An 11,799-nucleotide genomic window follows, 5' to 3' on the forward strand; every position below is an offset into this window, starting at 1 on the left:
GGGGTCCAGCCCCGCTGAGGGTGAGAATGATGATTGACGCTTTACCTGGGGATATTTTCCACCGCGGCCAAATTCTGAATAATACCTATGAAATTGAAGGGGTTTTGGGGCGTGGGGGGACCGGTGAGGTCTATCGCGCGAAGAACCTGATTTCGGGGCGGATCGTGGCCGTTAAGGCTTTGAATGCGCTTCTGTCTGGCAAAGCCGGCTATATTGAACTGATGCGCCGCGAAGAGCAGATGCGCGACATCCGCGATGATGCGGTGGTGCGGTACACCGAATGCTCGCGGATGGAGCAAGGCCATGTGTTCTTGGTCATGGATTACATCGCGGGTCCATCAATAGCGGATGAGATGTTGCAGCGTCGGCTTGAGCCGCGCGAGCTGATGATCATCGCGCACCGCGTTGCCGAAGGGCTGGTCGCAGCGCATGCGATCGGCATCGTCCATCGCGACCTCTCACCTGACAATATCATCTTGCGCGATGGCAGCCCCGAGAAGGCGACGATCATCGATTTCGGCATTGCCAAGGACAGTGCGGTGGGAGCGCGAACCATCGTTGGCAATGATTTCGCAGGGAAATATGAATATGCAGCGCCCGAGCAAATGGAAGGAAAGGCCGAGCGCCGCTCTGATCTTTATGCTTTGGGGGCGCTTTTGTTGGCGGCGTGGAAGGGGCAGGTTCCCTTCGCTGGCATGACCCCGGGTGAGATCATCCGCCGCAAGCAAGAGCCTTTGGACAGTGCGGGCGTGCCTGAGCCTCTGAAGGGCTTGATCGACTGGTTGGCGCATCCTGCTTTGGCGCAGCGCGCGCCCTCGGCTCAGGCGGTGGTCGATCAATTGGGCAAGGTGCTGAAGGGAGGTGGGGGCGATCGTGACAGATCTGCGCTGACCGGCGCGCCGCCGCGGACCCGACCGGACCTGCGTCCCGGCGGCGAGCAATCCCGTGCCGAAGGGGGGCGCAAGTGGCTCGTTTTTTCCTTGATTGCCATCGTGTTAGCGGGCGGTGCTGGGGCTTGGTCGATGGGGGTTCTGCCGGGAGCTGGGGCGGGCGTTTCGGGGCTTTTTGCGCCACCCCTGCCTTTGGCTGCCCCCTATCGGCTTGAGGCGGTTGCCGCCGGTGGGCTTACCCCGGCCTCACTGCGAGCCGATGCGCCGGATGCGGCCGCGGCCGAGGCGATTCGCGCTGGGTTCAACCAGTTAAGCGGTCAAACGGCGCTGCCAGAGGCTGTGACCTTGGCCGAAGGCATGCCCGATCCGGCTTGGGCCGTCGCGGCGGCTTCGGTTTTTGCGGCAGCAGAGGGGCTTCAGGATTGGCAGATCAAGCTTGAGGATATGACGGCCGAAATAAGCGGAATTGCCTCCACCCCTGAGGCCGCTTCCCAGCGACGTGCAAGCCTGGATCAATGGGCGATAAGCCACGAGATTTCCTTGAAATCTAACATAATCGCCGGGCCAAAGGTGCTTTCGCTTGCCTCGATTGAGGCGGTGCTGGAGAGCTTGCAAACCTGTGGCACGCCCGAACTTTTGGACCCGCCAGCGCAGGGCTTCCCCTTGGGGGCGGTGCTGACAATCAGCGGTTTTGCCGCTGACGCAAGCCTTGCCGCCACGCTGACCGAGGCTTTGCAGCCGATAGTTGGTGATCGAAAGTTGCAGATTTCGCTGAACGTTTTGAACCCGCATCTGTGCCGCGTGCGCCATGCAATGCCGGATCTGCCGAACAATGCGGTGTCGATCTGGATGGGGCAGGGCGCGACCAACGAGGCCAATCTCAGCGGCATTTACTCTGCTGGTGATAACCCTGTCGTGGATGTTTTGATCCCGTCAAATGTCACCAAGGGTCAGCTTTGGGCGATGGTGGTTGATACAGATGGCGGGGTGTTTCACCTGTTGCCGAATGCCAATAGCACGGCAAATGATATTTCAAAACTAGGTGTTATCGAAGGTGGCACGCGGCGTGTGCGTTTAATTCACTCGTTCAATGAGAAGCTTGCAGATCCACAGCGTTTGGCGATGGAAGTGAAGCCCGATGATTTCGGCAAAAGTGAATTCATCGCTTTCCTGACAATTGATAACATGTTCAATACGCGCAGGCCCACCGAGGAATCCGTCGAATCTTTTGCTGCGGCCCTGGAAGAGGTGCAGCGCGCTCGGCCTGGCAATATCTTCGGCTTTGCCACGCGCATCCTTGAATCCCGCCCTTGACGGTTTGGGGTGCTGGGTTCAAGCTGATGGAATCATTAGATGTGCCGTGCCCTCCTTATGGCTTCGATTTGCTAAGATTTATACCTAAGACTGAATGACAATCCGGAATGCCATACCTTTGATTGTAATGGGTTTTGGCCTCGGGATTTCACCGATGCTTTAAAGTGCTTAACAATTGTATTCATTGATTCCGGCGTTTTTGGATGGATATCGCTCCCTTCCTTCATGTGGCCGACCCGTCGTCTCCTTCGGGGCTGGATCTGCGGAATGATGCGCGTTTTCATGCTATTGATCACAGCCTTCAGGCGGCCAATCGCGCGGCGCGGCTGCAAATGCTGTCCAAAGGCGGTACCGGCGCGGTCGAGCTGGACTGGTCGGCGCTGGAGGATGAGGTCACCGCACTGGCCCAAACCGGGCGCGATCTGCGGCTTTTGGTTGTTCTCACCCGGCTTTGGACCAATCAGCATGGGCTGGCAGGGGTTGCCAGTGGCCTCAATCTGATCGCCCAGACGCTCGAGGCGCATTGGCCGACGCTGCATCCCAATTTGCGCCCCTCGCCCTCACCGCGGGAAGCAGCGCTGCGGCGGATCAACGCTTTGCACCAGTTGGAAAATCCCGATGGTGGCGTGCTGGGGGATTTGGAATTTGTCACGCTCCTCAGCCCGCGTGGGCTGGGTCCGATGACAGGCGGTGATCTCGCCGCAGCGGCGCTTAACCGCTCCGCCTTTTTGGTTGAGGCACCGAAAGGTCTTGGTGAGAAGGAATTGGCCGATCTTGCCGTCGCACATGAGGCGCGGCTCAATCGGGTGACGGCGGGGTGCCGCGCCACCGCAGCCGAGCGGCCCGAAGAGATGGCAGCGCTGCGTCAATCGCTGGCCGATGCGCAAGCCGCGCTGGCGGCGGTTGAGGCCGCGCTTGCGCCGCATGTCACCGAAAACGACATGGCGGTCCGCTTTGAGGCTTTGTCGAAATTCTTGGCCCGGATTGGCCAAGCGCTGGACGCGACCGCAGCCCCACAAGCCGCCGCCAGCCCTGCCGCATCCCCCGCAGAGGAGCCGCTTGCCATGTCCCTTGCCCCCTCTGCCGCTGCCCCAGCGCCTGCGCCCGCTGGATTGCCCGGTCAGGTCAACAGCCGCCGCGATGTGGAGCGTATGCTCGATCTGATCATCGATTTTTACGAACGCACCGAACCTTCCTCGCCACTGCCGCATCTGGCGCGGCGGATGCGCAAGATGGTCGCGATGAATTTTATGCAGCTGATGGAAGAGATTGCCCCCAGTGGACTGAAGGAATTCCGCAGTGTCGCCGGGGTTTTTGAGGACAAGAACAAATCCGGGAGAGAGTGAGCCATGAGCGAGAGCAAGGCCAAGGTCATCGAACGAAACCGCGCTCCGCGGGTTCAGATCGCCTATGATGTCGAACATTACGGCAGCCCGACGACGATTGAGTTGCCCTTCGTGATGGGGGTTATGGCGGATCTCGCCGGGGCCTCGGAGAGCCGCGAGGCGCAAAAGACCCCCAATGACCGCAGCTTTGTCGAGGTCGATGCCGGGCGCTTCAACAAATATATGGAGGCCTTGGCGCCTCGGGTCAAAGCGCGGGTGAAGAACACTTTGCCGGGTAAGGACGGCGAGGAAAGTGATGACGAGATGTTCGTCGATCTCTCCTTTTCTTCGATGGGCGATTTCTCTCCCGACAAGATGGCCGAGCAAGTCCCGGCACTGGCCGAGCTTCTCGCTATGCGCAAGCAGCTTGAAGAGCTCCTTAGCTACATGGACGGCAAGGTGAATGCCGAAAAGCGCATCGCCCAGCTTTTGCAAAATGAACCGCTCTTGCAGCAGGTCGCCTCTGAGGCGCTGAAAGATCAAGGAGGCAGTGCATAATGGCCGAACAGGAAAAAGTCGCCAGCGCTGGCGCCGCCGAGGCGCAAGCCATTGATCTGGGCGAGTTTAACGACCTTTTGGAAAAGGATTTCCGGGTCAAGGATGACGGCTCGGCCAAGCTGAAAAAGCTGGTGCAGAATTTGGCGATGGCGGCGCAAGAACGCTCGGGTGCGGCAACGATTTCGGGCAATGCGGTGAAGTCGATCAAATCGCTGATCGCCGGGATCGACCAGCTTTTGACCACCCAGATGAATGAGATCCTGCACGCCCCCGAGGTTCGCAAGATGGAGGGCAGCTGGCGCGGCTTGCATTATCTCGTCAACAACACCGAGACCGATGCCAAGCTGAAAATCCGGGTGCTCAACATCACCAAAGATCAGTTGGCAGACCAACTTGAAGACTTTGAAGGCCAGATGTGGGACCAGTCCCCGCTGTTCAAAAAGCTTTATAGCGAAGAATACTCTATGTTCGGCGGTGAGCCCTATGGCGCGCTGATCGGGGATTTCGAGTTCAGCCACCATCCGCGTGACGTTGGTCTTTTGCGCAATATGTCGGGCATTGCGGCCTCGGCCCATGCGCCCTTTATTGCCGCCGCCGCGCCGCAGCTGTTCCGCATGGAAAGCTGGCAAGAACTGCCCAATCCGCAGGATCTGCGCCAGATCACCTCCTCGCCGGAATATGCCAGCTGGCAGTCTTTGCGAGAGTCGGAAGATGCCCGCTACATCGGTCTGGCGATGCCGCGGGTTCTGGGGCGTCTACCCTATGGGTCCGAGACGGTGCCGGTGAAGGGCTTCGCCTTTGAGGAAGCGATCGACGGCAAGCATGACCATTACGTTTGGATGAATGCCGCCTATGCGATGGGCGTCAACATCAACCGCAGCCACAAGCTTTACGGTTGGGGCACCCAGATCCGCGGTGTGGAAAGCGGCGGCACGGTCACCAATCTGCCGGTGCATAGCTTCCCCACCGATGATGGCTCTGTCTCGATGAAATGCCCGACCGAGATTGCCATCGATGACCGGCGCGAGGCTGAACTCGCCAAGCTGGGCATGATGCCGATCTTGCACCGCAAGAACACCGATCTTGCCGCCTTCATTGGTGCGCACAGCCTGCAAGATGATGAAGCGCGGGCCGGTCGCTTGGTTGATCCCGATGCCCAAGCCAATGAGCGGCTTTCGGCGAACCTGCCCTATCTCTTCCCGGTCTGCCGTTTCGCGCATTACCTTAAAGCGATCGCGCGCGATAAGGTCGGCACCTTCAAAGAGCGTGCCGATATGCAGGTTTGGCTTTCCGAGTGGATCAACCGCTACGTTTTGGCCAATACCGCGATGGCCGATGACAAGGCCAAGGCGCGCCGGCCTTTGGCGATGGCAGAGGTGAAGGTGGACTCCGTCGAAGGCCGCCCCGGCTATTACAGCGCGCATTTCTACCTGCGCCCGCATTACCAACTTGAGGGCATCAACGCGAGCCTGCGTCTCGTCTCCGAACTGCCTTCGGTGAAGGGCAATTGAACGGGCGTGCGGCCCGTCCCGGCGGGCCGCGCCTTTTGAGTTTTCGACTCCCGACCGCTTTCTTTTCGACGTGCCTACCAGCCGTGCCTTCTGCCTTGGCCCGTATTTTTGGGCCTGTGTTCGTAGCGTGCATTCGAGACCCTTCGGCAAGCGCCAAGGGTTATTTCAATCGGCCTGTAATTTTTGAAAGGGCACGACAATGGCTTTTACCGGTTATCTGAAGATCGACGGGATCGACGGCGAATCCAAACGCGCCGATCATGAGAAGGAAATCGACGTCTTCGGGCTGCAATTCGGGGTGCAGCAGATGTCGTCCTCGTCGGTCGGCTCGGGCCGCACGCGGGGCCGCGCCACCCTGTCAGATTTCACCTTTAACAAATGGCTTGATGCCGCATCGCCCTATCTGATGCTGGCCTGCTCGAAGGGGAAATCCTTTAAAGAGATCGTCTTCACCGCCCGCAAAGACTCGGGCGATGCGCATCTCGATTACCTCGTCATCACGCTCGAGAATTGCATTATCTCTTCGTACAAGCTGGCCCAGAACGCCCCGGAAGACAGCTCGAATGAGCTGGTCTCGGAAGAGGTCTCGATCTCTTACGAGAAGGTGAACTTCAAATATGTGGTTCAGGCAGACGATCACTCGAAAGGCGATGAGCATGAGGTCGAATATGATCTTGTGGCGGCGAAGTAAGTCCAAAAGTTAAGGGGGGCCAAGGGTGGCCACAGGTCCGGTGACGGTGACGGCACGGCGCGAGGCGGTTCAACCCAGCCTCTGGGATCGGCTTGTCGATGATCTGCCGGGACTGACCTCCGAAACGGAAATGCGGCGCCGGGATCTCGGCGCCGCATTGGGCGAAGATCGGCTGGCGCAACTGGTGCAGGGCGGCGTGCGGGCGGTCGAGCAGGCGCAAGATCTGCCCGAAGCGCAGCGGCGCGAGATTGTTGCCTTCATCGCCAGCCTGCAACGTCGCGCCTTTTTGGAAGAGCGCGGTATTGTCGTGACCCCCGATGTGCTGCGCGAGGCGGTGCGGCGTGATCTGGAAGAGCTGTTTGGCATCGAACGGCTGCAAGCGCGCTTCCTTTGGACCGAGACCGAGCGCGGGAATAGCGAAGATCTGCAAGATGTTCTGGCCGATTACCCGCATGTCTGCCGCTCGGTTCTGAACTACGGCGTGCCCAGTTTCTCGGGCCGCCGCGCGATGGATTTTGACCCTGAGATTCTGGCGCGTGAGCTGCGCGAAGTGGTGGCGACCTTTGAGCCTCGGCTGAAGCGCGACAGCATCCGCGTCACCGTCGATACCGGCAACCGCGATGGGCTGAAGGTGAAGATCGATGGCGTCTTGATGCTCTCGCCAGTGCCGGAACGGCTGCGGCTTTCGACCACGATCAACCTTGACAATGGCAGTGCCGCAACCCGGATTGAGGAGGGCTGAATGGATCGCGCCTTCCTTAGCTATTATGAGGCGGAACTCTCGCATGTCCGCGAATTGTCTCAGGAATTTGCCGCGTTGCACCCGACGGTGGCGCGCAATCTTTCCTTGGATGCGGTGCCCTGTCCCGACCCTTATGTCGAGCGGTTGTTGGAGGGCGTGGCCTATCTTGCCGCCCGCACCCGGCTGAAGCTGGATGCCGAAGGCCAGCGCCATGTGCGCGGCATTTTGGATGCGCTTTATCCCGATCTTGCTGGGCCCGCACCCGCCATGTCGATGGTGGTGCTGCACCCCGGCCCGCAGGTGCAGACCATGGCCGATGGCCATCTTGTCAAGCGCGGCACCAAGCTGGTCGCAGCTCTGCGCGACGGCATTGCCACCCGCGTGACCTATACCACCGCGCAGGATGTGACGCTGTGGCCGGTGGCGCTTGAGACGGTGGAATACCTGCAAGATCGCGGCGCTCTGGCCTCGGCCGGGGTGCCAGACCGGCTCATGCAAGGTGCCGAGGCCGGGTTGCGGCTGGTGCTGAAGCGCGTGGGGGCAGGGGCCTTGGCCGATCTGTCGCTGGACAGGCTGGCATTCGAATTTTCAAATGGCGCCCGTTCGGGGGCAATCTTTGATGCGGTCTTTGCCGCCCCCTTGTCCGTGATCGCCCGCAAGGCCGAGGCTGCCGGGGCAGCACCATTTCACAGCTCAGCCGCGCCCGATCTTTTGGGCATTCGCGATGATGAGGCGCTTTTGCCTCGGCTCCGTCCGGCCTTTGAAGGCTACCGCTTGATGCGGGAATATTTCCTGATGCCCGAGCGGTTCCACGGCTTCCGTCTGACCGGTTTGCGGCCCGCCATTAAGGCCAGCAGCGCGCGGATGGAGGTGATCTTGCCCATGGGCCGACCCGCGCCGGCCCTCGCCTCGGTTAGCGCCAAGGACTTCCGGCTTTTCACCACGCCCGTGGTCAATCTTTTCGAAAAAGAGTGCAATATCGTTGAGTTAGATGCCCGCACCACCGCGCATGTCGTGCATGCCGACCGCAGCCGCCCCTTGGACTTTGAGATCCATCGCCTTTTGCGCGTCAGCGATGCCGAGGTCGATGGCGCGCAGACCGAGCTGCATCCCCTTTATGCCCCCGCCGCTACCGCAGGCTCGGGTCTTGTCTATACGACCGAGCGGCGTCCGCGCCGTCCCGGTACAGATGAGCTACGTCGTGGCCAGACCCGCACCTCTTACACGGGCGATGACCTATTCATCTCGGTGGCGCGGCCGCATGGGGTTCAGCTGGATAAGCCGTTGAAGCGGTTGGATATCCGCGCTCTGGTCTCGAACCGCGATCTGCCGATCTTTGACGACACACCGAAGCTGGGCATGGACACGGGCGATCCGGTGGCGCGGGTGGAGCTGGTGGCCCCGATGCGCCGCCCGCGTTCGGGACTGGTCGCGGGTCTGCCGCAGGCCGGCCGCGATGGCGAGGCCGCCTTTGACGATCTCACCTGGCGGTTGGTCGGACAATTGTCGCTGAACCATTTGTCCTTGGCCGAAGAAACCCAAGGGGCCGAGCCTTTGCGCGCCATGCTTGAGCTTTACGCCGACCGTGGCGATCCGGCTTTGGCGCGGCATGTCCGGTCGCTGACCCGGATCAGCAGCCGCCAGATCATTGAGCGGCTGGACCTGCCCGGCCCGCTGGCGCTGGGCAAAGGCATCGAGATCACCCTGCATATCGACGAGGGGCCGCTTTCGGGCAGCTCTGTGCTGCTCCTCTCGGCGCTGATGTCGCGGCTTTTCGCCCGCCACGCCAGCCTGAATGCCTTCGTGCGCACCAAAACCAGATTGCAACAAAAACAGGAGGAGGTGTCATGGCCGATGTGCCCGGGCAACCGAGACCTGATCTAGGCCACAGCGATCCCGCCCCCAAGGATCTGGGATTTTTTGAGCTTTTGCGCAGGCTTGAGCGGGAAGGCCTGCGTTTTGGCCGCGCGGGCGGGCCGGGGGATGAGCCTGCCCGCCTTGGCCAGCGCGCAAGGCTTGCCATGGCCGCGCGCGACATCGCCAGTTTCACCCCGCCGGGTGAGACGACGCCCGCCAAGGTCGAGGTTGAGGTTCTGGGCCTGCTTGGTCCCGAGGGCGCGATGCCTTTGCATATGACCCGTTGGATCATGGCCCGCCAGTCCGAGCGTTGGTTCGGTGAGGGCAGCGCGGGCGTGACCGCTGACACGACATTTCTCGACTTTCTCAATATGTTACAGCACCGCCAGCTTGCGTTTTACTGGCGCGCTTGGGGCGATCTGCGCCCCGAGGTTGCGGTGGAATATTCAGGCGGTGGCCGCGCGCGGGCGCTTTTACAGACGCTGGCGGGGCTTGGGCTGCCGGGACTGGAGCGCGCCAATCAGCGCAGCGCTGACCCGGATTTGGCACGGCGGCAGGCGGCGGCCTTGGGGCATCAGGTCCATGGGGTCGAGCGGCTGACGCTCTATCTCAGCGATCTTTTGAAACTGCCGGTGCGGTTGCGTGAGTTTGTCGGCCATTGGCTGGAAATCCCGCGCCCTTTGCAAAGCCGGTTGGGCCAGCAGCACTGCGGCTTGGGGCGGGGCGCGATCCTTGGCCCGCGGCTGTTCCAACGCCAAGACCGCGCCGAGTTGCGGCTGGGGCCAATGGATTTGCAGCGTTACCATGCGCTGACCCGTGACGGCGCGGCGCTGGCGCAGATCCGCCGGGCGATCCGTTTTGTCTGCGGCAGCGACATCACCTTTGATCTGCGGCTTGAGCTGGCCCGCGATCAAGTGCCGCCACCGCATTTGGGCAAGGTGGCTTTGGGCCGGGATATTTGGCTTGGGGGCGGTCCGAAAGGCCGGGCAGAGGAGTTCGTGATCCGCGGCTTTTCGGACCGCGTGTCGGAGGTCGCCGCATGAGCCTGCGATTGGTCTTGGAAAGCGCGGCCCATCCGCAGTCCCGGGAGGAAGCCTATCTGGTCGAAGGCGATCTTGTGATCGGGCGCGGCGAAGACTGCGGCTGGCAACTGATTGATCCTCAACAGTTTGTTTCGCGTCAGCACTGTGTGGTCTCGGGGCGGAGCGGCCAGTATCGGGTCACCGATCTCAGCAGTGGCGGACTTTTTATTGACGCGGCGCCTGCGCCTTTGGGGCGCGGCGTTACGGCGGTTTTGGCGCCCGGCATGCGGCTGCGGCTGAGCGATTTCATCCTGCGGGTGGAGATTGGGTCTGCACCAGTCATGGCGGGTTTTGGCGGCAGTTCGCCAGAGCCTGCCCCTGCGGCGCGGCCGGCGATGTTTGGCGATGACTTCTTCAGCGTCAGTCCCGAGCCAGCAGCCCCTCCGACACCGCGCCCGGCAGGCCTGCCTGATCCGTTTGACATTGGGCAAAGCCGGTCTGCTGCTGCGCCCGAGCCGCCGCGCCCCGGCGGGTTTGGGATTTTTGACGATCCTTTCAGTCTGGATCATGGGGCGCTGTCGTCGCCCGTAGCGCTGCCAGTGTCGACACCAGACCAAGGCTCGCGCGCGGGTTCGGTCAGTGATTTTGACTTTGGCGATTTTGGTTTCGCGGACGATCTTAGCCAGCAAGCGCTTCCGCCGGTCGCCGAAGCCCCCGCCGCGCTCCCCCCCGAGCGAGTGGTCGTGCGGGGCAGCGAGCCCGCGCCAGAGCCACAGCCTTGGGCCGCAGAACCTACGGCGCCACCGCCCGTTCCGGCGCCACAGGCACAGCCGGCAGGCCTGTCCGAAGGTGACGCTCTGGCGGCTTTGATGCGCGGTATGGGCATTGCACCGCCGCCCGGTTTTACCGGCTCTGAGGCCGAGGTTGAGGCGATCGGGCGGCGGTTCCGCGCCATGGCCGAGGCGATGGTGCAGCTGTTGCGGATGCGCGCGCAAGAAAAGGGCGCGGCGCGGGTGGCACAGACCGTGATCGGCGCAACTCAGGTGAACCCTTTGAAATTCCTTGTCAGTTCTGAAGAGATCTTGGCCGCTTTGGTCGCTGAAAAGGGGCCGGGCTATTTGGACCCCGATGCCGCCATCGCCGCAACGGCGCGCGATCTGATGGACCACCACAGTCGCAGTTGGAGCGGCGTGCAGGCCGCCTTGCGCCGCATGGTCGACCGTTTCGACCCCGCGCTTTTTGAGGCCGATGTGGAAGACATTGGCTTGGTGAAAAGCCTTGTGGCGGGCAGCCGTTCGGCCCGGCTTTGGCAGCTTTACGCCGACCGCTACCGCGGGATCGCCAAAGCGGCGGAGGATCGGTTCTTGGGAGAGGTCGGGGCGGATTTTCGGGACGCATATGAAAGCGATAGCAGGAGGAGTTCAGATGGAACGGCGTGAGTTTGTATTGGGTTGCCTGGCGCTTGGCCTCAGCGGCTGTGCCCCTTCGGGGCCGGGTGTGGTGACGGTTTTGGCGCAAGGCGTGGCCGGAATGAACCCCGGTCCGGGCGGCGAAGACCGGCCTTTGACGCTGCAAATCGTGCAGCTGCGCAGTGCGGGGGCCTTTGACAGCGTCGATTTCTTCGCGCTGCAAAACCCCGCCGCCGCTTTGGGGGCCGAGTTTATCAAGGCTGATCAAGTGGCGCTGACCGCGGGGGGGCCGAAGACCCTTACGATCGGGCTGGATGCGGGCACGACGGTCATCGGCGTCATCGCAGGTTTCCGCGACCCCGCTGGCAAAACCTTCCGCGGCAAGATTGCGGTTTCAGCCACCGAAAGCGTCACCTTGGCGGTCGCGGTCACCAAAAGCGGGGTCACGCTGCGGGCCGGCTAAGCCCGCTGCGTGATCGC

Annotated in this window: 10 protein-coding genes; all 10 read left to right on the top strand. The window is 61.8% G+C overall.

The features are described from left to right. Positions 1-26: 26 nt before the first annotated feature. The 10 genes from Q9295_RS04835 to tssJ all read left to right on the top strand — a co-directional run bounded on the left by Q9295_RS04835 (position 27) and on the right by tssJ (position 11,782). Entirely contained in the window at positions 27-2,204 is a 2,178-nt protein-coding gene (locus tag Q9295_RS04835; protein ID WP_306679381.1) for a serine/threonine protein kinase, read from the top strand. Between the two features lie 203 nt (positions 2,205-2,407). After that, the gene (locus tag Q9295_RS04840) at positions 2,408-3,550 is read left to right on the top strand and encodes a type VI secretion system protein TssA (RefSeq protein WP_306679382.1); all 1,143 of its coding nucleotides are present in this window, start codon (positions 2,408-2,410) and stop codon (positions 3,548-3,550) included. 3 nt (positions 3,551-3,553) lie between these two features. Continuing rightward, positions 3,554-4,087: a type VI secretion system contractile sheath small subunit gene (gene tssB / locus Q9295_RS04845; protein WP_306679383.1), complete on the top strand. Its 534-nt coding sequence runs from the start codon at positions 3,554-3,556 to the stop codon at positions 4,085-4,087. Next, a complete protein-coding gene (gene tssC, locus Q9295_RS04850; protein WP_306679384.1) occupies positions 4,087-5,598 on the top strand; it encodes a type VI secretion system contractile sheath large subunit in 1,512 nt (503 codons plus the stop codon). Before tssB ends, tssC begins: the two co-directional genes overlap by 1 nt. A gap of 199 nt (positions 5,599-5,797) precedes the next feature. Then, positions 5,798-6,289 carry an Hcp family type VI secretion system effector gene (locus Q9295_RS04855; protein ID WP_306679385.1) on the top strand — a complete coding sequence of 164 codons (492 nt, stop codon included), beginning with the start codon at positions 5,798-5,800 and terminating at the stop codon, positions 6,287-6,289. Between the two features lie 25 nt (positions 6,290-6,314). Then, complete coding sequence (locus Q9295_RS04860) at positions 6,315-7,031, top strand: type VI secretion system baseplate subunit TssE (protein ID WP_306679386.1); 717 nt, start codon at positions 6,315-6,317, stop codon at positions 7,029-7,031. Then, entirely contained in the window at positions 7,032-8,915 is a 1,884-nt protein-coding gene (tssF, locus tag Q9295_RS04865) for a type VI secretion system baseplate subunit TssF (RefSeq protein WP_306679387.1), read from the top strand. Next, a complete protein-coding gene (gene tssG / locus Q9295_RS04870; RefSeq protein ID WP_306679388.1) occupies positions 8,879-9,931 on the top strand; it encodes a type VI secretion system baseplate subunit TssG in 1,053 nt (350 codons plus the stop codon). The genes tssF and tssG overlap by 37 nt, the downstream gene beginning before the upstream one ends. Further along, a complete protein-coding gene (gene tagH / locus Q9295_RS04875) occupies positions 9,928-11,349 on the top strand; it encodes a type VI secretion system-associated FHA domain protein TagH (protein WP_306679389.1) in 1,422 nt (473 codons plus the stop codon). The genes tssG and tagH overlap by 4 nt, the downstream gene beginning before the upstream one ends. Beyond that, complete coding sequence (gene tssJ / locus Q9295_RS04880; RefSeq protein ID WP_306679390.1) at positions 11,336-11,782, top strand: type VI secretion system lipoprotein TssJ; 447 nt, start codon at positions 11,336-11,338, stop codon at positions 11,780-11,782. Before tagH ends, tssJ begins: the two co-directional genes overlap by 14 nt. Positions 11,783-11,799: the final 17 nt, after the last annotated feature.

Source organism: Pseudogemmobacter lacusdianii, from assembly GCF_030848395.1.
Taxonomy (GTDB): domain Bacteria; phylum Pseudomonadota; class Alphaproteobacteria; order Rhodobacterales; family Rhodobacteraceae; genus Pseudogemmobacter; species Pseudogemmobacter lacusdianii.

Excerpts from the sequence above, each read along its gene's own strand:
- Q9295_RS04835 (WP_306679381.1), top strand. The coding sequence starts at position 27 with ATGATGATTGACGCTTTACCTGGGGATATTTTCCACCGCGGCCAAATT.
- Q9295_RS04840 (WP_306679382.1), top strand. The coding sequence starts at position 2,408 with ATGGATATCGCTCCCTTCCTTCATGTGGCCGACCCGTCGTCTCCTTCG.
- tssB (WP_306679383.1), top strand. The coding sequence starts at position 3,554 with ATGAGCGAGAGCAAGGCCAAGGTCATCGAACGAAACCGCGCTCCGCGG.
- tssC (WP_306679384.1), top strand. The coding sequence starts at position 4,087 with ATGGCCGAACAGGAAAAAGTCGCCAGCGCTGGCGCCGCCGAGGCGCAA.
- Q9295_RS04855 (WP_306679385.1), top strand. The coding sequence starts at position 5,798 with ATGGCTTTTACCGGTTATCTGAAGATCGACGGGATCGACGGCGAATCC.
- tssF (WP_306679387.1), top strand. The coding sequence starts at position 7,032 with ATGGATCGCGCCTTCCTTAGCTATTATGAGGCGGAACTCTCGCATGTC.
- tssG (WP_306679388.1), top strand. The coding sequence starts at position 8,879 with ATGGCCGATGTGCCCGGGCAACCGAGACCTGATCTAGGCCACAGCGAT.
- tagH (WP_306679389.1), top strand. The coding sequence starts at position 9,928 with ATGAGCCTGCGATTGGTCTTGGAAAGCGCGGCCCATCCGCAGTCCCGG.
- tssJ (WP_306679390.1), top strand. The coding sequence starts at position 11,336 with ATGGAACGGCGTGAGTTTGTATTGGGTTGCCTGGCGCTTGGCCTCAGC.